The sequence below is a fragment of the Nocardia sp. NPDC058114 genome (assembly GCF_042884695.1).
Lineage (GTDB): Bacteria > Actinomycetota > Actinomycetes > Mycobacteriales > Mycobacteriaceae > Nocardia.
Genome location: NZ_JBHVTK010000006.1, coordinates 104,370 through 126,792 on the forward strand (window position 1 = coordinate 104,370; position 22,423 = coordinate 126,792).

Consider the following 22,423-nt stretch of genomic DNA (forward strand, 5'->3'; position numbering starts at 1 on the left):
GCGACTAGCTCTCGCGGCCGGGTTTTACCGCGGGTGGTCGCACGATGTTGGCACCGAGTAGATCCAGTGCGTCGACCGCATTCGTCACGCGCAGGGGCGATTCGGTGTCGGTCTCACCGAGCTGTGCGGCGACCCATGCCCGGGTGGGGCCGGATTCGTGGCGGCCCGCGACGAACCACACGCCGCGCGCGGGTTCGCTCGACTGGTTGACGTACATGTGCGGCCGGGTGGAATCGAAGCACAGCGAGTCGCCCGCGCCGATGGTGTACCTGTCGAAATCGAGCAGCAGCGTCAGCTCCCCGGTGAACAGGTAGGCGTACTCGGTTCCGGAGTGGCGCATCGGCATTCGGTCCACCGAGCTCGCGGCACCCGGCTCGTAGGTGACCAGCAGGGCGTCGACGCCCGCGTCCGGGTCGAGCGCGAGCTTTTCCCACCGGACCCCGTTGGCCATCTCGAGCACCGGGTTGTCCGCGGCGCGTTGAACCACTCCGGTGGATCGGCTCGTGCCCGAGTGTCCGGCCGGTTCGGCGGTGGGCTCGGCGCGGCCGTACCGAAGGCCCAGGAGATCATCGAGGGAGACCTCGAGATGGTTGACGAGGGCGTAGAGGGTGCTCACCGACGGCTGGGACTTGTTGTTCTCGATCTGGGAGAGCTGGCTGGCGGAGATGCCCGCCGCGGCCGCCAACCCGCGCAGGCTCGAACCCCGATCCAGACGCGCCTGCTTCAATGCCGGCCCGATCCTGTCCTGCATCAGCGCACCTCTGTCCACTCGCCGAAACGAAATCAACTATCAGTGAACACTACGGGTTCACTATGGATGAACACTACCTGCGGCGCGTGGTGGATTCGGACAGTCCCGTCTCGACGTGCTGTTTCGCGGGAAACTTGCCTCCCGAGGTGCATGTTATCAGTGGTTAGAACATCGGCGGCGAGTCTCCTCGATGTGGCGACCGTTGTTCCGTGGTTGACATCACTCTCTATATGTTTAATGATACTGAACACATTCACGGTGGCTTCAGCCCCGTTCCCCGTCATCGACGACGAAGGAGACTCGTGTCTTTCCCGATTGCGCGACTTCGGTCGACCTGCTTTTCTCCGCCTCTCACCACCGCTCACCGATTCGCGGCGACCGTCTGCGTAGCGGGGGAGGGGACGTGCTGATCGGATTCGCGGGCCTGGGCCGAATGGGCAGGCCGATGGCCGCCCACCTGGCCGCGGCAGGGCACACCGTTCTCGCCTATGACCCCCATGTCGAGCAAGCGCCCGAGGGGGTCGGTCTCGCCGACTTCCCCGACGCGCTGGCCGCCGCCGCGTTGACGATCAGCATGCTGCCCGATGGTGAATCCACGCGGGGCCTGGTGATCGAGGGTCTGCGCACTGTCGCGCCCGGCCACCTGCACATCGTGATGGGTACCGTCGGCCCTGAGGTCGTGCGCGAACTCGCCGACCTGCCGCACCTAGCGGTGATCGATGCGCCGGTGTCGGGCAGTGTGTCGATGGCCGAAACCGCCGCCATCACCACGATGGTCGGCGCCACGCCCGAACAGTTCGAGCGGGCACGACCGGTCCTGGCCGCGATGACCACCGCCCAGTTCCACGCCGGACCGGTCGGCTCGGGGTCCACGGCCAAACTCGCGGTCAACGCGGTCCTGGCCGGGCTGAGTCAGGCTGTCGCAGAAGGACTTCTGCTCGCCGAAGCCGGTGCCCTCGACCCTGCCACGTTCTACGACATCCTGCGCAACAGCGCGGCGGGCGCCCCGTATGTCGGCTACAAGCAGCAGGCCTACCTCGCGCCGGAGTCGACGCCGGTCGCGGCGCCGGTATCGCTGATCCGCAAGGACCTCGGCCTGGCTCTCGCGCTGGCCCACAGTCGCCGGCTGATTCTGCCCGGGTCCGAAGCCGCGTTCGCCGTACTCGACGATGCCGTGGCCACCGGGCTGGGTCAGGCCGACATGGCCGAGGTCCTCACCGTCCTGCGCCGCCGCAACGGCGTGATGTTGCGTGAAACCCTGTCCACCGCACCACAGACCGGAGCCCTCTCATGACCGATACTCTCGCCACGGCTGAGATCGAATCGACCATCCGCTCGCTCGAAGACGCTCGCTACGCCGCGGTGGTGGCAGGCGACATCGAAGGCTTCGCCGCCTTCGCGCACCCCGAGTTGCTCTACACGCACTCCAACGCCGTGGTCGACACCCTCGACAGCTACCTGGAGAAGCTGCGCACCGGCTTCTACGTCTACCACCGGATCGAGCACCCGGTGCACAAGATCGTCGTCGTCGGCGACACCGTACTGGTCTCCGGTGAGATGCGCGCCGACATCACCGCCGGTGGGGTGCGCAAACAACTCGCCAACAGCGCGCTCGCGGTCTGGGTGCGCGACGGCGATCGGTGGCTGCTGCTGGGCTACGGACCCACGGTCATCCCGGGAGCGATCTGATGACACAGTTCACCTACGACGGCCTGCCGGGCCGGGTCGTCTTCGGCGCCGGTGCCGCGCGCACCCAACTACTCACCGAGCTCGACCTGCTAGGCGCGCGCCGCGTGCTGCTCATCGCCACCGATGCCGAGAACGGCACCGCGACACAGCTGTGCGCACCGTTCGCCGATCGGGTGGTCGCGACCTTCTCCGAGGTTCGTCCCCATGTGCCCGCCGACGTCGCCGAGCTCGCCCGTAAGGTCGCACTCGAGGCCGACGCTGACGTGGTGCTGTCGGTGGGCGGCGGCTCGACGACGGGAACGGCCAAGATCGTCGCCCTGACCACCGGTCTGCCGGTGCTCGCTGTGCCGACGACTTATGCCGGCTCCGAAGTCACCCCGGTGTGGGGTCTGACCGAGCGTGGGCGCAAGACCACCGGGACCGATCGGCGGGTGTTGCCCAAGACCGTCGTCTACGACCCGGAGCTGACTCTTACTCTGCCGGTGGAACTTTCGGTCGCCAGCGGACTCAACGCGGTGGCGCACTGTGTCGAGGCCTTCTGGGCGCCACGGCGAAGCCCGGTGTCCAGCGCGGTCGCCGAAGACGGCATCCGTCACTTGGTGAACGGGCTGACCACCATCGCGTCCACCCCGACCGGCCTGGCCAGTCGCGGTGAACTACTGCTCGGCGCCTACCTGGCCGGATCCGCGTTCGCCGTCGCCGGATCCGGGCTGCACCACAAGATCTGCCACGTCCTCGGCGGGGCGTTCGACCTGCCCCACGCCCACACCCACGCCATCGTGCTGCCCTACGTACTGGCTTACAACGCTCCCAACGCGAGCGAGGCCACCGACCGGATCGGCCGTGCGCTCGGGCGAGTCGACATCGTCGCCGGACTGCGTGAACTGGGTGGTGAGGTCGGTGCACCGGCGGGGCTACGTGAGCTCGGCATGGACGAGTCCGGCATCGACGACGTGATCGACGACATCCTGGCGATCGCTCCCGCCGACAACCCCACACCCGTCACTCCGGACGGACTCCGCGCGATCCTGCACGGCGCGTGGGCGGGATCCGAACCCACCGGGCCGACGGCATGAGCGGCGACCCGGCTACCGCCGTCGACAAGGAACAAGCCGTCACCGAGGAGGTGCTGGCCAGCTTCGACGCCACCCCCGATCCTCGGCTGCGCGAAGTGATGCACAGTCTCGTGCGCCACCTGCACGCCTTCGCCCGCGACGTTCGGCTCACCGAACACGAGTGGGAGTCGGCTATCGAATTCCTCACTCGCGCAGGACATATCACCGACAGTCGGCGTCAGGAATTCATTCTGCTCTCCGATGTGCTCGGCCTGTCCATGCTCACGGTCGCCATCAACGAACCCGCCGAGCCCGGCGCTACCGAGTCGACGGTGTTCGGTCCGTTCTTCGTCGATTCCGCACCGGAGATTCCGCTCGGGGGCGATATCGCCCGCGGCGCGAAGGGCCTACCCTGCTACGTCTCGGGCCAGGTGCGCACCACCGGTGGCGAACCGATCGAGGGGGCGCGCATCGAAGTGTGGGAAGCCGACTCCGACGGCTTCTACGACGTCCAGTACACCGACGACCGCTCGGCCGGTCGCGGCTGGCTGCGCTCGGGTGCGAACGGCGAATACCGATTCTGGTCGGTACTGCCCGCGCCGTATCCGATTCCCCACGACGGCCCGGTCGGCGACCTGCTGACCGCCACCGCCCGCGGCCCGATGCGCCCCGCGCATCTGCACTACATGGTCACCGCACCGGATTTCCGGCCCCTGATCACCCATATCTTCGTCGCGGGCGACCCCTACCTCGACTGCGACGCGGTGTTCGGCGTGAAGGAGAACCTCGTCGTCGAGGCCGTCCACCACGCCGACACCACCGCTCCTGACGGGACGCATCCGCCGGACGGCTGGACGAGCATCACGTTCGACCTGGTGCTGGCCACCCACGACGGCAGCTAGCGCCCCGTCACACACACGACCGGACCCGTCGAGGTCCGGATCGAACGGCACCGCCATGCCTTTCGCCGGATTACACACCGGCAGGCGATGACTCGGTGCCGGTTCCACCCGTGCAGCGAACACCCGTTCCCTGCAATTCGAAGATCACTGCTGCCCGGGCACGACCCCCAGCAGCTCACACTGGAGGTACAACGATGCGACGTACACGTTGGATCGTGCTCGGCGGGTGTTTCCTCGCCTACCTGTTCGACGCTTTGGAAATCGTCCTACTTTCCATGGCGCTACCGTCCATCCGTAAGGATCTGGGCATCACGATCACCCAGGGCGGCCTGCTGGCGACCGCCACCCTGGTCGGCATCGGTGTCAGCAGCGTCCTCGGCGGCTATGTGGCCGACAACTTCGGGCGCAAGAAGGCGCTGCTCGCCGCGCTGAGCATCTTCGGCATCTTCACCGCGGCGATCTACGTGGTTCCGAGCTATGAGGTCTTCCTGCTGCTGCGATTCCTCGCCGGTATCGGGCTCGGTGCTGTCTGGAGCGTGGTCTCGGCCTACGTGGTCGAGACGTGGCCCGAAAAGCACCGTGGTCGCGCAGCCGCATTCGTGATCAGCGCCTTCCCCGCCGGTGGTGCGATGGCAGCCACGATCTCGGGCTGGTTCCTGCCGGATTGGCGACTGATGTTCCTGGTGTCGGGCTGTGCGGTCGTGCTGCCGATCGCGATCGTCGCGATCTTCTTCTCCGAATCCGCCACCTGGGCAGCTCAAAAGGCCGACAACGCCAACGATGTCGTCTCTGTGCGCGATGTCCTGGGTTCCTCCCTGCGCCGCAGGACACTGCTGGGCACCCTCATGGCGGCTCTCGCGCTGTTCGGCTACTGGGGCTCGATGACCTGGCTGCCCACCTACCTCACCACTGAGCGTGGTCTGGCTACGACCTCGGTCGCGCTGTTCATCACGATGCTGAATCTGGGAATGTTCGTCGGCTACAACGGTTTCGGCTACCTCGCCGATCACATCGGCCGTCACCGGACGATCATCATCACCTTGCTCGGTGTCACGCTGACCCTGCCGATCTACGCACTCACCACCCAGGAAACCGCCCTGCTGTGGATGGGACCGCTGTTCGGCGCGTTCACCGCCTTCTTCGGCCTGTTCGGCTCCTACCTCGGGGAACTGTTCCCGACCAGGGCCCGCGCGACCGGTGCCGGCTTCTGCTTCAACGTCGGCCGTGGTGTGTCGGCGCTGGCGCCGTTCGCTCTGGCCGGACTGGCGGCGAGCATCGGATTCCAGGGTGGTCTCATCGTGTGCGCGGGCTTCTTCGGCCTCGCCGCGGTGGTGGCGTTGTTCCTGCCCCGCGGCAGCACTGTCACCGATGACGTTGTCGCCCAACCAGTTACCGACCCACGCGACGGAGAACCCGTCAAGGTGTGACACCAATGGTCTGGGTCGCCCATGGCGACCCAGACCATTGTCGTCATCCGAACCCTGTCCACCATCTCGACGAGGAAAACACTGCTGTGCCATCGACGATGCAAGCCGCCGTCTACTACGGCCCCCGCGATATCCGACTCGAAGAAGTCGACATCCCCGCTCCGGGCACCGGGGAAACACTCCTGCGGGTCCTGCGCTCGGGAATCTGCGGGACCGACGCCTCCGAGTGGACCGCCGGACCGAAAACCTTTCCCGTGCAACGCCGCCACCCCCACAGCGGGCACCTCGGCCCGATCATCCCCGGCCACGAATTCGTCGGCGAGATCGTCGAAGCCGACCCGGGTTCCGGCCTCAGCGAAGGCAGCCTGGTCGCCAGTGGCGCCGGTGTCTGGTGCGGCAAATGCCGACGATGTGGCGAAGGCCGAACCAACCAGTGCACGCGGTACCGAACCCTCGGGCTGAACGTCCACGGCGGGATGGCCGAATTCGTCGCCGTCCCGACGAAGACACTGCGTCCGTTGCCCACCGGGTTGTCCCTGGACCACGCCGGACTCGCCCAACCCCTGTCTGTCGGCATCCACGCGGCTCGTCGGTCCGGTGCGCGCGAGGGCGACAACGTCGTGATCATCGGTGCCGGCGCGATCGGCTCGTTCGTCCTCGCCGGTCTGCGGCACCTCGGCGAGTTCGACATCACCGTCATCGATTTCCCCGGCAGCCGCCTCGACCGCGCGCAACGTCTGGGCGCCGATCGCACCCTCGCTCCGTCGGAGTCCGTCGCCGCCGATGTCACCGACGCAATCGACGGCCGCAAACCCGACGTCGTGATCGAGGCAAGCGGGGCGCCCGGCCAGCTGGCGGCGGCACTCGAGATGGTCATCGACGGCGGCCGTGTCCAAGCCGTCGGCATTCCCAAGGACAAGCCCGCCCTCGACATGCACTCGATGATCTTCCGCGAGATCACCCTCGACACGACGCTGGCCCACGTCTGCGACACCGACCTCCCCGCCGCACTGCACATCCTCGCGGCAGACCCGCTGCTCGGCACCGAATTCGCCGAAACCCCAGTAGGACTCGCGCATCTGGGCGCATCACTGGATCGGCTCGCCGCCGGGCAGGTGGAAGGCAAGATCCTTATCGATCCTGGCGCGTGACCGGTTCCGGACAGGCTTTGCGCCGGGGTCAAGGCTCCGGCGTGGCGGCGGACCCGCAGGGATGGTCCGCAGATCGACTCGATCGCTGACGGCCAGAACCAGTCGCCTCGCACCCGTCAGATGGCCATCCATGGTGACGATTCAGGGCCGCCATTTCGCGGCCGTGTCGGAGCGCTCCCGTGCCACGTATATTTCAGCCGATGCACGTGTCCGACGAGCGACAGCCATTGATCTCACGGTGGTCCGGCACAGGGCGCATGCGTCCCGGTGTACTCGAGATCGAGGGTCCGCTGGGAAGTTTGCCGGGACATTCTCACCACTCCGTGCAGGTGGCCGTCGCTCACCAGGGGACGTTCGTCATCGAGGATCTCCAGGGCCGTCAGCGACGGACGAACGCGGCGATCGTTCCCGCCGATCAGTCGCACGCGTTCAGCGCCGCCGGCGGCTGGGGCGTCGTGGCGCACGTCGAGCCCGAGTCATCTCTGGGCGCCGAACTGATCGAGCTGGTCGACGATCCGTCCCACGCTCGTGCCTGGGATCACGCAGGACAGACCCTGATCAAGGGGCACAGCGCGTACGTGGAGGGGCGCCTGCGCTCTCCCGGAAACACCTCGCACCCGCTTCATCCGGGAGTCGCTGCCGCGCGCAGCCACCTTCAGACCGAGCTGGACTCACGACCCATCCGGCTTCGCGACCTCGCCGCGACCGTGCATCTGTCGGAGAGCCGGCTGTCCCATCTCTTCGCCCAGGACCTCGGAATCACCTTCCGGGCCTACGTGAGATGGCTCCGGCTGCTCCGGGCGACCGCAGCGGTCGCGCAGGGCCGGACGCTCACCGATGCGGCTCACCTGGCGGGGTTCACCGACAGCTCCCATCTCACGAGGACGTGTCGCCGAACCTTCGGCGGCCCTCCCACCGCGTTCAGCACGATCCGCTGGGAGATCCTGCCGACCTAGCAGGTTGGTCCAATCCTGGACCGAGGCGGAGCGGCGAGGCTCGAGCAGACCCGAAAGGAACTGCTCGTGAACACATCACCCATCTTCGACTCCTTCACACCGGACGGCGGCGGCCCCCGACTCACCTCACTCCACTGGGTCCCGAGCGGGCCCGCTCGGGCCAGTGTCGTCATCATGCACGGTCTCGGCGAGCACGCCGCCCGCTACGACAGCACGGCTCGGTTGTTCACTGCGGCCGGCTTCTCCGTGCTTGCCATGGACTACGAAGGATTCGGGCGATCCGAAGGACGCCGCGGCGACGTCCGATACCAGTCGACGGCGCGGGCCGTGGACCATCTCATCGCACACGAGCGTGCGCGAACGGGCGGCGCGCCGGTCGTGCTGTACGGCCACAGCCTGGGCGGGCTCTACGCGTTCCTCTACGCAGCGGACCGGCCGGGGACGGACGTGGCCGCGGTGGTGGTGACCGGACCCGCTTTCGACTCGGAGCTGCGGAATCAGCGGCTGAAGGTGGCCGTGGTCAGGCGCCTCGGCGGCGCCTTCGCCACCCTGACGTTGCCGAACGGGCTGCGGTTCGAGCGTGTCAATCGCGACCCCGGCGTCGTCGCCGAACGGTACGCCGATCCCTTGGTCCATGGGCGAGCGACGGCACGCTTCGCGATCGATGTCTTGGCACAGATGGATCGCGTGGCATCGGCTGCCACCCGAGTCGCGGTACCACTACTCGTGGTTCATGGCGACGCCGATCTGATCAATCCGCTCTCCGCCAGCCGCCGGGTGGTCGACCTCGTGTCGTCGGCGACGCTGAGGACCTGTCCGGGTGTCTACCACGGGTTGGAGGAGGAAGCCGAGGGGCCGGCCGTCCTGGCCGACGTCATCGCATGGATCGACCGGACGCTGGCGGCCTTCGCCGGCCAGGCGCCGGTGGTACCGGTCCAGCCCATCGACCCGCTCACCGAGCGCGAGGAGGAGCAGTCATGACGACAGTCCGTGCGCGCGGTAGTGCTACCGGATCGAATTTCCTCGAAGTCGCGTGGTTCTTCGCGATCGCCGTCGTGCTGTGCTACACGCTGTCCGTTCCGATGGTCTTCCGGCTGGTCTCCACGGACTTCGACAACCTGATCGTTCCGATCCTGCAAATGACCCCGCTGCTCGCGGCGATCATCATGTGGCTCGCCCGACGACCCGGAACGTTCGGCGAAACTTTCGCCACCGGGTGGCGCGGCACACCCAAGTGGTCAGGCATCGGCATCGGCCTCATCACCGCGATCGCCGCCATCCAGGCCTGCATCGCACTGGCATCGGGGATCTGGCCGCTCAAACCGCTCGACCAGATCTTGGCGGCGACAGTATGGGTCGTTCCGGTCTTCCTCCTGCAGTCGGTCTTCGCTGTCGGAGAGGAGTTCGGGTGGCGCGGCTGGCTGGCGACCCGCGCCGCGTCATGGGGATTCTGGCCGCTGGCCCTTGCCAGTGGTGTGGTCTGGATCGTCTGGCACCTGCCGGTGCTCGCCGTCATCGGAGACCGCCCACCGCGGGACATCGTCATCTATTTCGCGGGCATGCTGCCGTGGGCGCCGCTGCTTCTAGCACTTCGTTGGCGGTCGGGGAGTGTCTGGCCGGCAGTCATGACGCACGGAGCGATCAACAGCGTCCGGGTGTACCTGCTGCAATCCGTTCCCGATGCGACAGATCATCTGCTCATCGAAGTGATCGGCTGGGTGCTGACGCTCGCCGCTGCGCTGTGGCTGATGCGCACGAGCCCGGCACCGGTCGTCCAGGGAACCGTTGAAGCTCGCCCACTTCCACAGCGCGGCGGCGGCGAAGAGCGGGTATCCCAGCGGCCCTGACCAAGCCTGCGGCGAGAGTGTCGTTCCCAGGCGGGGCCGGGAAAGTCGCTGGTCGCACCGCGGCGCAGCGAGTGTGTCAACAGATCGGTAGTGGGAACGCGCACGGTAACTCGAACCGAAGGAGCCCTCGTGACCAGTCGCCCAGACCTCCCCGCACCCGAACAGGGTCTGATCCTCACCCATTTCCTGACCGTGCGCGATGTGGTCCGCTCGCGCGATTTCTACGCCGACATCCTCGGCGGCCAGGTCGTTCTCGCGGAAAATCCGGCTATCGTCAAGGTCGCCAACAGCTGGATCATCATGAATCCCGGCGGTGGACCAACCCCGGACAAGCCCGACATCACGCTGGCACCGCCGACGGCCGGCGAGGTGGTCTCGTCGTTTCTCAACGTGCGGGTCGCCGACATCGCCGCTTTCTATGCCGACGTCACCGCCAAAGGCGGACAGTTCTTGACCGAGCCGCTGGACCGCAAGGCCGAACTACGGTGCTACCTGCGCGACCCCGACGGCTACCTGATCGAGGTCGGTCAGGCCACCGGGATGCTGAAAGGCATCTTCGCCGACTGACCGACACGCCGCCGTCGCTCGTTCGCGACGAAATCCGCCGCGCTCCAGCGACTCGAGTGATCGAACAGTCACACCAAAGAGATGGGAGCACCAGTGCCGCACCACAACCCCCGCGACCACCACCGCCCACTGCTCTGCCGGGTGCTCGGCCTTCGAGTCGGGCCGAGGCGATGACCGGGCCCGAGGCGGTGACCGAACCGGGCCCGCGCTTCGACGATCTGCGCGCGCTGTTCATCAATTGCACGCTCAAACGTTCGCCCGAGCCCAGCAATACCGACGGGCTGGTGCGGTTGAGTGCGCAGATCATGCGTCGGCGCGGTGTCGAAGTCGAGGAGTTGCGCGCGGTCGACCACGATATCGCGACCGGAGTGTGGCCTGACATGACCGAGCACGGAGCCCCGACCGATGAATGGCCGCAGATCTTCGCGCGCGTGCTCGACGCCGACATCCTGGTTTTGTGCGGCCCGATCTGGCTGGGCGATAACAGTTCGGTGATGAAACGGGTGATCGAACGCCTCTACGGATGCTCGTCGCTGCTCAACGATGCCGGTCAATACGCTTACTACGGGCGGGCAGCGGGGTGTCTGATCACCGGTAACGAAGACGGTATCAAGCACTGCGCGATGAATATCCTCTACAGCCTGCAGCACCTCGGGTACACCATTCCGCCGCAGGCTGATGCCGGATGGATCGGGTCGGTCGGTCCGGGTCCGTCCTATCTCGATCCGGATTCGGGCGGACCGGACAACGATTTCACCAACCGCAATACGTCGTTCATGACCTTCAACCTCATGCACGTGGCGGCCATGCTGCGGCGCAACGGCGGAATCCCGGCTTTCGGAAACCAGCGCAGCGAGTGGGACGCCGGATGCAGGCCCGACTTCGACAATCCGGAGCACCGATGAATCACGCCGAGGAACTGGGATCCGGATCCGCGACGCTGGTGACAGTCAGGACCCGATGCGGTTGTCGAGACATTTCAAGACCCAGCTGAACCCGGCCGACGCGATGAGTTTGCCGGCGGGACCGAACACGAATCCGATACCTCGCACGGGTGAATCGAACTCCGATGTCCAAGTGACAAGGGTCGTGCCTGGCGAGGTCGACTCGAACTCGACCCGGCCGAGTTTGTGCTGCAACGGTGGCCGCGCCTTGCGGATCCTGTACTCCATCAGGACGGGCCGGTCGAAGGCGGTGATCTCCTCCCGGAACCAGGCGATGCCGGCGTTCACCTCGCGGATCGCGCCGAGCCCGTTCGGTTCGGTGTCGCCGGGCCGGACCACAGTGGCCGACACGATGCCGGGCACCAGCGCCAGCGCCGCATGGTCGGTGTAGGCGTCGAACACCGCTTCGATCGGGGCGTCGATGCTGCGTTGCACTTTCACGACGGTCATGGACAGAAATCCCTTCGGTTCACCACGGTCCGGCCTGGACCTGGACGGGTATCGCTGGCGCGGGTGGTTGCGCTTCGGCGGTGACCGTCGCGCGAGCATCAGCGCTGTCGACCGTGCGCTCGGCCGGCGCTTCCCTGACTATGCCAGTGCCCCGCCGCGGTGGACGACTGCGCCACGGGCGCTCCTGTGCTGAGAGACGACCGTGCCCCGGTGCCATCGATTGTGTCGGTGGCATCCGGGGCACGGAAGGGTGAATCAGCCCAGGTCCGGGTGGCCGACCCACTCGACAATCGTCCAGCCCTTCTGCGGGCTGCCCTCGAGGACGACGCGGCCGCCGTTGCGCATCGGATCGGTGCCGAGTTTGCTCTTGTCGGCGTTGGCGGCGTTCATCATCGACCAGAACATGATGGTGCCGCCGTGCGAGAAGATCACCGGGTTGGCGCAGCCGCGGCGCTGCACATCGAGCAGTGCCTGATCGACGCGGCCATCGAACTCGTTGCCGTCGATGGAGCCTGGAATCCGTGCGCTCAGGTCGCCGGAGAGCCACTTGATCGGCGCCTGTAGGTACCCGGACATCGCCTCGGCCTCCGGGGTGCCCTCGTACTGGCCTGCCTCGATCTCCCGGAAACCGGGCTGAATGTCGAGGCTCAGGTCCTGCTTGGCGACGGTCGGTGCCGCGGTCTGCTCGGTACGCACCATGGTGGACGCGAAGGCGCAGTCGTAGTTCTTGTCGCCCAGCTGGATAGCCAGATTGTCTGCCTGTGTCCGGCCGCGTGAGGTCAGGTCGGGTCCGGGCACCTTGGTGTCGATCAGGCCGGAGGTGTTACCGAGGGACTCGGCATGGCGCACCAGGGTGATGACCATGTCGCCGCTGCTGCCGGAGCTGCTGCCGGAACTGCCGAAGTCGATATCGGCGGACGCGACGCCGGTGGTAGCGGTTGTGGCCGCGACCGCCATCACGGCAATGGACAATCGAAGAGGTCGGATTCGCATGGGTGGGAATGCCTTTCATTGTGGCGAACGCCAATTCCGGTATGTCGAAGAACCGGAATTCGGAGTGTCGCGTCTCACAGAAGCAGCTATTTGCCCGAATCAAAGACGGGGTCTCCCATTCATCGGGAGCTTTCGCGCACTGGACCGCGCAGGCGAAACCACCGGTAGCGGAAGTGCGAGCGGCATGTCGACTCACGCGACCTGCTCACCCGGCCGTTTCGATGCCGCCGATCCCGTGTGCACGGCGATTTCCACAACCCGACAGCACCACGTCCGCGACCGTCGTCAAATGTGGACGGCCGCCGTCGGTGCTCACCTGCTCCAGCACGAGGCGGCTGGTCCGGCCGCGCAGATGCAGCGTCGCTATCTGGTTGCCGAAGAAGGGGCCGGTGACCCGACTCCACTCGACCGACACCGGGGGAACGGTGGACACCCGGTCCAGGAGGAAACGCGTCACCCGTTCGGCGGCCCGACTCCACGAGACCCGGAAGATCACCTTCATGGCGGTCGGAACGTAGTTGTGCATCGGCGAACAGGTCAGCTGGTAGACCCGGGATCGCACGGCGTCGGGAAACTGCGCTTGCGCGGCATAGGCGTGGTGAACGTCGCCGGACAGCACGCAGATCGTGGCGGGCGCCCGTCCCGCCGGGCCGCTGCACTGTCCGCGCCCGACGCGGGCGACGAGTTGGGCGAGCCGGTCGAATGACTCTCGGAACGCGGCCCAATGTTCCAGATCGGCTGAGCGCCGCAATCTTTCGGACCATCCGGCCACACGTCGGCCGCGGACCCCTGAGGCCATGCGCTCATTCCACGACTCCAGGTCGTGGAGGGCACGCGGCAGCAGCCACGGGAGCGAGCTCCCCACCAGCAGGTGGTCGTAGTCGCCCTCGGTCTGTCGTTCGATCCACGAGAACTCGGGCTCGGAGACCATCGACCGCGTGCCGCCGCCGAGTATGCGTCCGCACCGGGAATCGATGACGAGCAGCCGGGTGGTCCCGAGATCGCGGCGATACGACCATTGCGCTCCCTTGGCGCCGTCGGCTTCTTCGTCCGCTGCGGACGCGAAATCGCGGAGCAACTCCGCGCAGTCGCCGCCCTCGGATCGGATCCGCTGGTAGAGCTCGTCGTCGGCCAGGGCTGCGGGCGAGAGGTTGCCCAGGTGCTGGTAGATCCAGTACGACGACAACGCGCCCACGATGCGTTCCTCCCACCAATCGGTGGCCTCGATCTCGTCACGCCACGATGTCGAGGTGTTCCAGTCGTCGATGACGTCGTGGTCGTCGAAGATCATCGACGACGGAACCGTGGACAGCAGCCAGCGCACCTGCGGGTCGGACCATGACTCGGAATAGAGCCACGTGTACTCCTCGAAGTTGCGGATCTGGGCGCCCGGCGGTTGGTCGAGGTCGTGTACCTCGTCGATGCGACGGAGGATCTCCGGGGACAGCTCATCGGCGTAAACCTGGTCGCCGACCAGCAACAATGCGTCGGGCAGATCTTCGGGCGGGCGTTGCATGACTCGCCGCGCATAGGCGTCGAGAGCGTCGGCGTCGAAGTGGTCGTTGTCCTGCGTCGCGGTCGGTGTGGCGAATCGGCACGAGCCGAAAGCGAGAATCAGATCGGCGTTGCCTCTGAGCGTGCGAATGACGGACGGGTACGGTGCGTCGGGCAGCGGCCAGACGCGCTTGCCGTTGAGGCTGACCTCGTACCGCGTGACGGAACCGGCCGCCAGTCCCGTGATCAGGACGAGAGCGTAGTGATGTCCGGCGATGGTCCAGGTGTTCTCGTAATGGCCGAGGACCTCGACGGTGCATGGTGCGGAGGTCTCGACCCAGACGGTGGCGTCGCCTTCGCCGACGTGACGCAGCAACGGACCCAGAACCAGCTCGCTCCTGAATTCCGGCAGCCGTGCCATCAGTCCAGCCTATGTCGTGGACCAGCTGTCGAGCAGGGGCATTCTGCCCTGACGGAACTGAATCCGGTTCGACGGGTGGTCGCAGGTCAAAATCCTGTCAGCACGTGGCGAACTGATGCGCGCGGCAGCTGACGTCTACCCGGTGGGCTGCGGGGGAGGAGTGAGATCGCGCGGCGGCGGCATCGGTCGATCGGGCGGGCGAATGATGACGCCTGGCCAGGAAACGCCGCGAACTCCATCGGGGCCGCGCGCGACGCGGATTCCTTCGGCGGTGATCCGAGGGCGGTAGATGGTTGCGCGGTGACCGAATGCCGGGTCGCGATCGATGGAGTTGAACAGCCCCATCCTCGTCAACCACAGCGACGCGCGAACTACCTCGTCCTCGGTCAGCGATTCTCCCGGCCAGCAGACCGACGCCCCGACGACGAAGGCGCCGAGGACCGGCACCGGGTTGTCGAGGACATCTTCGTTGTGCGCCCATTTCAGCACCGCCTCACGCACCGCCCATTGCCGGTCGGAGTAGCCCGGTGTCGTTCGCGCGGCACTGTCCATCCGCAGCATCGCAGGCTTTTCCATCACGTCACTCCCTATTTCCGAACCGAACGGCCCGTGTCATCACGGCCCGCCCATATCGCTGAGCCGACGGGCCCGGCCGGTCCACCGGCCGGGCCCGAATACGCGAGCTGTCAGTCCTGCTCGGCGGCGCGCTGACGTGCTTCGTTGGCCGATACCTCCAGCCGTGCCTTCTCGGCTTCGGCTTCCTTCTCCGCGACCTCGCGCTGTGACTCGGCCTTGTCTTGCTGTGCACGGCCTTCGCGCAGCAAGGAGTCGTCGCCCACCACGGCACCCGCGACTTCCTTGGCTTTGCCCTTCACACCCTCGACAACGCCCTTGACTCCGGCCTCTACTCCACTGTCGTTCTCAGACACGTCTGTCCCTTCGATCGGCCCAACGTTTCCCCGTGTGACGCGAGCGCAACCCGGGGTGTGCAGCTCCACGGCTGACGTTTACAAGATAAACATATATCCGTTTACCTTGTAAACCACTGTGTCGAAATCTGCAGGGCGGGGTGCGTTGAAAACGGCCGGAACATCCCGGTACCCTGGGGTTATGGCGGCGTGGTGGAGTACCAGAGCCGGAAGATTTTGACAGGAGCTCTGCCCTGAGCGAGGACACGATCGACTCGGGCGCCGAGCTGCGCGACAACGGTTCACGGGACGGGGACGCTCGACGCGCCCCGCGCCTGGACCGGGTCCTGATCCTGGAATCAGCGATTGCGCTGATCGACCAGGAAGGCCTGGGGCATCTCACGATGCGCCGTCTGGGCTCGTGGCTGGGCGTCGAAGCCATGGCCCTGTACCGCTACGTTTCCGGGCGTGACGACCTGCTGGCCGGTGTGGTCGATCACCTCGTCGACCAGCTCTACGAGCAGAACCTGATGGAGCCCGACGAAGAGGGCGGCAGCTGGCAGGGGTATCTGCAGCGCCTCGCGCACGGCGTGCGCCGCGTCGCGATCGAGCACCCCGAGGTCTTCCCGTTGATGGCCTCTAGCCCACCGCAGGCGCCCTGGTTGTGCCCGCCGCTGCGCAGTTTGAACTGGATGGAATCCTTCCTCGAAACCATGCTCCACTATGGCTTCGACGATCGTCAGGCAGTCCAAATCTATCGGTCTTTCGCGACGTTCCTGCTCGGCCACCTCCTCCTCGAGGTAGCAACCAGGGGGGTCGAGCTGAGCCCGATCACCACCGCCGAGCCCGGACAGCACGAATCATCGGAGCTGGCCGACTACCCCCACGTCTATCGCCTGCAGAGCCACCTGGCAGCCAACCGCTCGGCCGATGAATTCGAAGAATCTCTCGAGGCATTGCTCGATCGGCTCGAAGGGATGCGCCGCGCTCGACAACGCCCGTGAGTGGTGGTTCGACATGTCGTGGCCGCTGTCGGATCGGTATGAATCAGTGGCTCCGGCGCAGGACAGCCTCGTAGAAGCGGATCCCCTGTTCGAGCGCGTCGACGGTGAGACGCTCGTCGGTGGCGTGGATGAGGCCCCGTGCTTCGGCGTCGAGCTCGAAAGGGTAGAAGCGGTAGACATAGTCGCTGATCTTGGCGAGGTGGCGCGCGTCGCTGGCGCCGACAACGAGAAACGGTGATGTCACCGTGCCGGGAAATGTTTCGGCTACAGCCAGTTCGACCCGTTCGAACGCGGGACCTTCGGTGGGAGAGATCGGGGTCGGTTCGGAGGAATTGAGAATATCGAGCCGGACTTCGGGGTCGTTGATCAGCTTGCGGACGCGTTCGACGGTTCCGGCGACGGTTTCCCCGGTGAGGATGCGGATATTCAATACCGCGCGCGCTGATTCGGCCATGACATTGGTGCCCTTGCTGCCTTCGAGCACCGTGGGCACCGCGGTGGTGCGGATCATCGCGTTCATCAGCGCACCGGAACGGGTCATGAAGGTGGTGGTCAGCCACTGCAGCCTGTCGGCTCGTGCGAGCACCGCGCCGAGTGGGCCACCGGAGTGTGCGCCGATGATGGCGAGCATCTCCCTGATCGGCGGCGTGAGCTGGGGCGGAAAGGTGAAGTTGTCCAGCTTTACCAGGGCACGTGCGATGCGGGTGGTCGCCGGATGCTTACCGGGCATGGAGGCGTGGCCGCCGGGGTCTACCGCGGACAGTTGGAGGTCGAGCATGCCTTTTTCGGCAGTGCCGACCGCGGCGATCTTCTCCTTGATCGGGAACAGGTCCCCCGCCACGCCGCCGCCCTCGTCGATGACCAGGCCGGGCACGATCTGCTGTTGGCGGAAGTACTCCACCACGGTGGGGACGCCGTCGCCGGCGACTTCCTCGTTGTGCCCGAACAGCAGATAGACGTCGCGATCGGGTGTGAACGCCTGGGCGAGAAGGTCTTCGACGGCTTCGCAGATGCAGACAAGCGGGCCTTTGTCGTCGATGGCGCCGCGGCCCCAGATCGCGCCGTTCGCGACGGTGCCCGCGAACGGCGGGTGCGTCCAACCGTCCGGATCGCCGGGGGAGACGACGTCTTGGTGCGCCATGAGCACGATCGGGTCCGCGGTGGACCCGGTGTCCCAGTGGTAGACCAGCGTGTGGTCGGCGAAGATCTGCTTGCGCAATTTTGTGGCAATCAGTGGGTACAGGGTGTCGAGTGTCTCGCGGAATGTCACGAATTGGGCCCAGTCGGTGTCCTTCTCGTCCTGGGTGGTGACCGTCGGGATCTGTAGCAAGGTGGCGAACCGCATTACCGCGCGGTCGATGTCGATGGTGCCTTCCGGCATACCGATGTCCTCTCCCGAGAATATGCACCCTCTGTGTGTCTATCCCGGCTCCGAGCCTATACCTCGACATTGTCCACAACCGCTGTTCCGCGGCTACCGACGGCGATATCGCCGGGTTCTGGCGGTGCGTGGGGTGGACCTCTTCCCTTGGTTCGGGAGGCAGAGCTACCGTAAATAGATGACCGAATCTGCTGACGTCATCGTCGTCGGAGCCGGACTCGCCGGATTGGTCGCCACGGCTGAGTTGGTCGACGCCGGCAAACGGGTGCTCGTCGTCGAGCAGGAGAACATCAACAATGTGGGCGGCCAAGCATTCTGGTCATTCGGCGGACTGTTCCTGGTGAACAGTCCGGAGCAGCGCAGGGTCGGCATCAAAGACTCATACGACCTCGCGATCCAGGACTGGATAGGCAATGCCGGATTCGACCGCGAGCGCGAGGACAAATGGCCACGCGCATGGGCGCAAGCCTTTGTCGAATTCGCCGCCGGTGAAATGCGCGGTTGGTTGGCCGAGCGCGGCTGGAAGGCGTTTCCGGTCGTTGCCTGGGCGGAACGGGGTGGCTACGGCGCGTACGGGCCGGGCAACTCGGTGCCCCGTTTCCACATCACCTGGGGAACCGGGCCACGGATCGTCGAGATCATCGAGTCTCGCGTCCGGGCCGGCGTCGACCAGGGGTTGGTGGAATACCGGTTTCGACACCAGGTCGACGAACTCGTCGTCACCGGCGGCACGGTCAGCGGTGTGCGTGGCACCGTCCTCGAGCCCTCGGACGCGGCGCGAGGCGTCGAGTCGTCGCGGAAAGCGGTGGGCGAGTTCGAGTTCAGCGCGCAGGTCGTGATCGTCACCTCCGGCGGTATCGGGCACAACCGCGAGCTGATCCGGCAGAACTGGCCCACGCGGATGGGCCGCGTGCCCGAGCACATGCTGGCCGGCGTTCCCGCCCACGTGGATGGACGAATGCTGGCGATCTCGGAGTCCGCGGGCGCGAGCGTGATCAACCGGGACCGGATGTGGCACTACACCGAGGGCATCATCAACTACGACCCGGTGTGGCCCGACCATGGCATCCGCATCGGTCCGGGACCGTCATCGCTGTGGCTGGACGCGACCGGAAAGCGGCTCCCTCCACCGCTGTTCCCCGGCTTCGACACGCTCGGCACCATGCAGTACATCAACCGGACCGGATTCGACTACACCTGGCTGGTCCTGGACCAGAAGATCATCGAGAAGGAGTTCGCGCTGTCCGGCCAGGAACAGAACCCTGACCTGACCGGCCGCAACATCAGGTTGTTGCTGGAACGGGTGAAGAAGGGGGCGCCGGGTCCGGTCGAGGCGTTCAAGCGCAGAGGTGCCGATTTCGTGGTCGAGGACACCCTGGACGACCTGGTGCGTCGGATGAATGAGCTGGCAGGCGACAACGTGCTCGATGTGGCGAGTGTGAAGCGTGAGGTGACCTCGCGGGATCGCGAGTTCGGCAACGCGTTCAACAAGGACCTCCAGATCGCGGCGATCCGTGCCGCGCGTGCCTACCTGCCCGACAGAATCACGCGAGTGGCCGCACCACACAAGCTGCTCGATCCCAAGGCAGGCCCGCTGATCGCCGTCCGGTTGCATCTGCTCACCCGAAAGACGCTGGGCGGCTTGGAGACAGACCTCTCGTCGCGAGTGCTGGGGCCGGACGCAGCGGTGGTGGAGGGCCTGTACGCCGCTGGTGAGGTCGCGGGGTTCGGAGGTGGGGGAGTGCACGGGTATCGCGCGTTGGAGGGCACCTTCCTGGGCGGATGCATCTTCTCCGGGCGTGCCGCGGGCCGGGCGGTCGCTGGCCGGCTGTGAGGCCTCCTGGCACGGCAAGAACTCGTCTCGGCCCTCCGCCGAGGCGAGTTGGAGCTGTCGGCAATTGCAGGGCTACTCACCGGGTCCGCTGACCGCCACGATCCGCCCAGCTCAGCAGGGCGAATCAACTCGGACCGCTAGGCGGTTGAGGTACGCCGCAGCAGAAAAGTCTACCTGTCGCGGCAGACAGGAGACCCGAAACTGCTGGCCGCCGACCGACAGCGGACAGAACCTTGAATTGAGGTGGCTGGCAGCGCAGTGTGCGAAACGGTTGTTCCACGGGGGTTCACACCGGACCGGGAACGCGCGGAAGCCGCCTGATCACGAAGTTGTCACGCCGAAGCAGGAGTCTGTGCACCGGTGTCGGCCTCATGGCATAAGCTGTGGCCCCGGCACCGTGATGTCCGTGCCGTGTTCTGTGCTCGACGGAGATGCCCGCAGTTTCGATTTAGATCTGTCGGGTCGAACATCACGCTCTTCTGCTCACGATCCGCTGACAAGCGGTGTTGCGCTCCATCCGTGGCGATTGTGCTGTTCGGTTCGATAGCTGCCCTGGACGGATCACCTCGCACGAAGGATCGGTATGAAGAGCGGAAAACGCGCGTGGATTGCAGCACTCACGGGAACCCTGGTGGTCGTTGCCGCCGGGGTCGTGGCCACACCGACGGTAGGGGCCCAGCCGCCGCGGTTGCAGGTGGCGGGGGGTGACATCGTCCGTGCCGATGGTTCGGCGACGGCGGTCACGATTCCCGGCCCGGCCGGGCCGATACCGGCACGATCCACCCGCCTCGTCTACACCAGCAACGACACCCACGGCGCGCCGAAGACGGTGGTCGGCACCTATCTGGAGCCGACTCAGCCCTGGACCGGCCCCGGCCCGCGACCACTGGTGGCCTACGCGGGCGGCGCACAGGGGCAGAGTGCCGACTGCTCGCCGTCGGCGATGCTGGGGCAGGTGATCCGGTACCAGCCGCCTGCCGACGTGGTGTTCGAATACGACATCATCGCGATCTATCAAATCCTGGCGAGCGGGATGCCGGTGGTGATGACCGATTATCACGACTTCGGGGTACCGGGAGTGCACGACTTCCTCAACCGCAGGACGCAGGCGCACGCGGTGCTGGATTCCGCGCGCGCCACGCTGCGGCTGCCCGGTTCGGGGCTCGGCCCGGATTCACCGGTCATCATCTACGGCTACTCCCAGGGCGGAATGGCCTCCGCTGCCGCCGGCGAACTGCAGGCCGAGTACGCACCCGAACTCAACGTGCGCGGGGTGCACGTGGGCGGGCCGGTGGTGGGCCCGCAGGATTTCATCGCGCGCAGCGACGGCAACCCCGGCGTCGCGCCTGCCATCGCGTGGGTGCTCAACGGAATCGCCGCCGACTACCCCGACACACGCCCGGTACTCGACGCCGAGCTCAACGACACCGGTAAGGCGATCCTGCACGACTCCGCCGGCACGTGCGGGGGCGGTCTCTCCGAGACTTTCGTCCAGCCCCAGGACACGGCGCGGTGGACGACCAGCGGACGGCCGCTCACAGCCGTGATCGACGGTTCCCCCGAGTTGAAGAAGGCATTCGACGAGCAGCGCCTCGGCGGGTCCGCTCCCGCGGCGCCGGTGCGCGTCTACTCGGCCAGGCACGACGACAAGGCCGCGTACCCCGCCGCGCGCGATCTGGTCGCGCGATGGTGTGGCGGCGGCGCGGCGGTACTGCTGGATGCGGACGACACGGTGCCCGCGACGTCGGGCTTCCTGGGCACCCATGATCTGGGCTTCTTCCCGTCGCTGACGAGTTCGCAGCCCTGGATGGTCGATCGCCTCGCCGGCGTGCCCGCTCCGGTGAACTGCGCGGCGCTGCCCTAGCCTCGCCGATCTCCATCGACCTCGAGCCCACGCCGGTCGGCCGCATCGCCCCACTAGCAACTCCGGTGGCTGCGATGCGGTCAGGTGAGGATGCGGGGAATGAATCTGACTGTTTCGGACGGGGCGGTCTCAGCGGGTCGCTTACAGGCCGCGATCGCTGCGCCCTGCCCCAGCGTCCCATCTCGGCCGGCAGCGTCATCCAGGCGCTGCCGCGCACACCGCGACGGGACTCGGTCGGATCCTCTTGTGGCGGGTAAGAGTGTCGATTTGCACGGCTCCCGTTCGACCTAGGTAGGAGATGGCCTGGTGAGGGCCGGACAAACTACTCGAGCGAGGAACCACATGACGATCAACGATCTCGATGTTCTGCTCGGCTCCTGGGAACTGACCGGGCGCACCCACACGTCGGACCACGACGACATCGCCGGGGTTCTTACCGCGACCCGCATCCTCGATGGCGGGCTCCTGCAGCTCGACGGCACCATGCTGATCGGTGACACGCAGATCCACAGCCTCGAATTGATCTGGGCGGACGAAACCACCTCGGACTTCGCCGCGCATGTCTATTCCGGTTCCGCTGCTCCGCTGAGCTACCGGTGGAGCCGTCGAGGAGACACCCTCGTCCATGCCGGTCTGGGTATGACCTACACCGGCACCATCAGCTCCGACGGTGCCACGATCACCGGCACCTGGTTGCCCGACCCGGACCGTCCGGACATGGCCGGAGCCGCCTACGACGCCACCATGCGCCGGGTGGATCGCGCGGTGCCGTCAGGAGAATGACC

At 66.4% G+C, this 22,423-nt stretch carries 22 protein-coding genes; 15 read left to right on the forward strand and 7 right to left on the reverse strand.

Annotation, left to right across the window (positions count from 1 at the left end; genetic code table 11):
- Positions 1-4: 4 nt before the first annotated feature.
- Entirely contained in the window at positions 5-751 is a 747-nt protein-coding gene (locus tag ACFVVI_RS22415) for a helix-turn-helix domain-containing protein (RefSeq protein ID WP_378992817.1), read from the reverse strand.
- Between the two features lie 403 nt (positions 752-1,154).
- Between ACFVVI_RS22415 and ACFVVI_RS22420 the strand changes: the two genes are divergently transcribed.
- The 11 genes from ACFVVI_RS22420 (at position 1,155) to ACFVVI_RS22470 (ending at position 11,250) form a co-directional block, all read left to right on the forward strand.
- The gene (locus ACFVVI_RS22420; protein ID WP_387446626.1) at positions 1,155-2,045 is read left to right on the forward strand and encodes an NAD(P)-dependent oxidoreductase; all 891 of its coding nucleotides are present in this window, start codon (positions 1,155-1,157) and stop codon (positions 2,043-2,045) included.
- Positions 2,042-2,440 carry a nuclear transport factor 2 family protein gene (locus tag ACFVVI_RS22425; protein WP_378992821.1) on the forward strand — a complete coding sequence of 133 codons (399 nt, stop codon included), beginning with the start codon at positions 2,042-2,044 and terminating at the stop codon, positions 2,438-2,440. Before ACFVVI_RS22420 ends, ACFVVI_RS22425 begins: the two co-directional genes overlap by 4 nt.
- Positions 2,440-3,516 carry a maleylacetate reductase gene (locus ACFVVI_RS22430; protein WP_387446627.1) on the forward strand — a complete coding sequence of 359 codons (1,077 nt, stop codon included), beginning with the start codon at positions 2,440-2,442 and terminating at the stop codon, positions 3,514-3,516. The genes ACFVVI_RS22425 and ACFVVI_RS22430 overlap by 1 nt, the downstream gene beginning before the upstream one ends.
- Positions 3,480-4,397: an intradiol ring-cleavage dioxygenase gene (locus ACFVVI_RS22435; RefSeq protein WP_379311997.1), complete on the forward strand. Its 918-nt coding sequence runs from the start codon at positions 3,480-3,482 to the stop codon at positions 4,395-4,397. Before ACFVVI_RS22430 ends, ACFVVI_RS22435 begins: the two co-directional genes overlap by 37 nt.
- Before the next feature lie 194 nt (positions 4,398-4,591).
- Positions 4,592-5,824, forward strand: coding sequence for an MFS transporter (locus tag ACFVVI_RS22440; RefSeq protein WP_378992827.1), 1,233 nt, complete (start codon positions 4,592-4,594; stop codon positions 5,822-5,824).
- 86 nt (positions 5,825-5,910) lie between these two features.
- Complete coding sequence (locus tag ACFVVI_RS22445) at positions 5,911-6,975, forward strand: zinc-binding dehydrogenase (RefSeq protein ID WP_387446628.1); 1,065 nt, start codon at positions 5,911-5,913, stop codon at positions 6,973-6,975.
- A 329-nt stretch (positions 6,976-7,304) separates the two neighbouring features.
- Positions 7,305-7,931: a helix-turn-helix transcriptional regulator gene (locus ACFVVI_RS22450; RefSeq protein WP_387446630.1), complete on the forward strand. Its 627-nt coding sequence runs from the start codon at positions 7,305-7,307 to the stop codon at positions 7,929-7,931.
- Between the two features lie 66 nt (positions 7,932-7,997).
- A complete protein-coding gene (locus ACFVVI_RS22455) occupies positions 7,998-8,912 on the forward strand; it encodes an alpha/beta hydrolase (protein WP_387446632.1) in 915 nt (304 codons plus the stop codon).
- Between the two features lie 74 nt (positions 8,913-8,986).
- Positions 8,987-9,778: a CPBP family intramembrane glutamic endopeptidase gene (locus ACFVVI_RS22460; RefSeq protein ID WP_387446634.1), complete on the forward strand. Its 792-nt coding sequence runs from the start codon at positions 8,987-8,989 to the stop codon at positions 9,776-9,778.
- Positions 9,779-9,907: 129 nt separating this feature from the next.
- Entirely contained in the window at positions 9,908-10,345 is a 438-nt protein-coding gene (locus ACFVVI_RS22465) for a VOC family protein (RefSeq protein ID WP_378992834.1), read from the forward strand.
- A 170-nt stretch (positions 10,346-10,515) separates the two neighbouring features.
- Positions 10,516-11,250 (forward strand): flavodoxin family protein, encoded by a 735-nt coding sequence (locus tag ACFVVI_RS22470; RefSeq protein ID WP_378992835.1) that lies wholly within the window; start codon positions 10,516-10,518, stop codon positions 11,248-11,250.
- A 45-nt stretch (positions 11,251-11,295) separates the two neighbouring features.
- On the opposite strand, the gene ACFVVI_RS22475 is transcribed toward ACFVVI_RS22470, so the two are convergent.
- The 5 genes from ACFVVI_RS22475 to ACFVVI_RS22495 form a co-directional block, all read right to left on the reverse strand.
- On the reverse strand, positions 11,296-11,739 hold the full coding sequence (locus ACFVVI_RS22475; protein ID WP_378992837.1) for an SRPBCC family protein: 444 nt from the start codon (positions 11,737-11,739) through the stop codon (positions 11,296-11,298).
- Positions 11,740-11,994: 255 nt separating this feature from the next.
- Positions 11,995-12,732: a histidine phosphatase family protein gene (locus ACFVVI_RS22480; protein WP_387446635.1), complete on the reverse strand. Its 738-nt coding sequence runs from the start codon at positions 12,730-12,732 to the stop codon at positions 11,995-11,997.
- 205 nt (positions 12,733-12,937) lie between these two features.
- A complete protein-coding gene (locus ACFVVI_RS22485) occupies positions 12,938-14,647 on the reverse strand; it encodes an alkaline phosphatase D family protein (RefSeq protein ID WP_387446637.1) in 1,710 nt (569 codons plus the stop codon).
- Between the two features lie 135 nt (positions 14,648-14,782).
- Positions 14,783-15,223, reverse strand: a complete 441-nt coding sequence (locus tag ACFVVI_RS22490) for a hypothetical protein (protein WP_387446638.1) — start codon at positions 15,221-15,223, stop codon at positions 14,783-14,785.
- Between the two features lie 110 nt (positions 15,224-15,333).
- Positions 15,334-15,576, reverse strand: coding sequence for a CsbD family protein (locus tag ACFVVI_RS22495; protein WP_387446639.1), 243 nt, complete (start codon positions 15,574-15,576; stop codon positions 15,334-15,336).
- A gap of 266 nt (positions 15,577-15,842) precedes the next feature.
- Between ACFVVI_RS22495 and ACFVVI_RS22500 the strand changes: the two genes are divergently transcribed.
- A complete protein-coding gene (locus ACFVVI_RS22500) occupies positions 15,843-16,559 on the forward strand; it encodes a TetR/AcrR family transcriptional regulator (protein WP_387447011.1) in 717 nt (238 codons plus the stop codon).
- Between the two features lie 43 nt (positions 16,560-16,602).
- Here the strand turns inward: ACFVVI_RS22500 and ACFVVI_RS22505 are convergent, their stop codons facing one another.
- Positions 16,603-17,940 (reverse strand): M20/M25/M40 family metallo-hydrolase, encoded by a 1,338-nt coding sequence (locus ACFVVI_RS22505; RefSeq protein ID WP_378992846.1) that lies wholly within the window; start codon positions 17,938-17,940, stop codon positions 16,603-16,605.
- A 178-nt stretch (positions 17,941-18,118) separates the two neighbouring features.
- On the opposite strand from ACFVVI_RS22505, the gene ACFVVI_RS22510 reads away from it, so the two are divergent.
- The 3 genes from ACFVVI_RS22510 to ACFVVI_RS22520 all read left to right on the forward strand — a co-directional run bounded on the left by ACFVVI_RS22510 (position 18,119) and on the right by ACFVVI_RS22520 (position 22,421).
- Positions 18,119-19,774 (forward strand): FAD-binding dehydrogenase, encoded by a 1,656-nt coding sequence (locus ACFVVI_RS22510; protein ID WP_387446640.1) that lies wholly within the window; start codon positions 18,119-18,121, stop codon positions 19,772-19,774.
- A 583-nt stretch (positions 19,775-20,357) separates the two neighbouring features.
- Positions 20,358-21,638 carry a lipase family protein gene (locus ACFVVI_RS22515; RefSeq protein WP_387446642.1) on the forward strand — a complete coding sequence of 427 codons (1,281 nt, stop codon included), beginning with the start codon at positions 20,358-20,360 and terminating at the stop codon, positions 21,636-21,638.
- Between the two features lie 342 nt (positions 21,639-21,980).
- Positions 21,981-22,421: a hypothetical protein gene (locus ACFVVI_RS22520; RefSeq protein WP_387446643.1), complete on the forward strand. Its 441-nt coding sequence runs from the start codon at positions 21,981-21,983 to the stop codon at positions 22,419-22,421.
- The last annotated feature ends 2 nt before the right edge of the window (positions 22,422-22,423 follow it).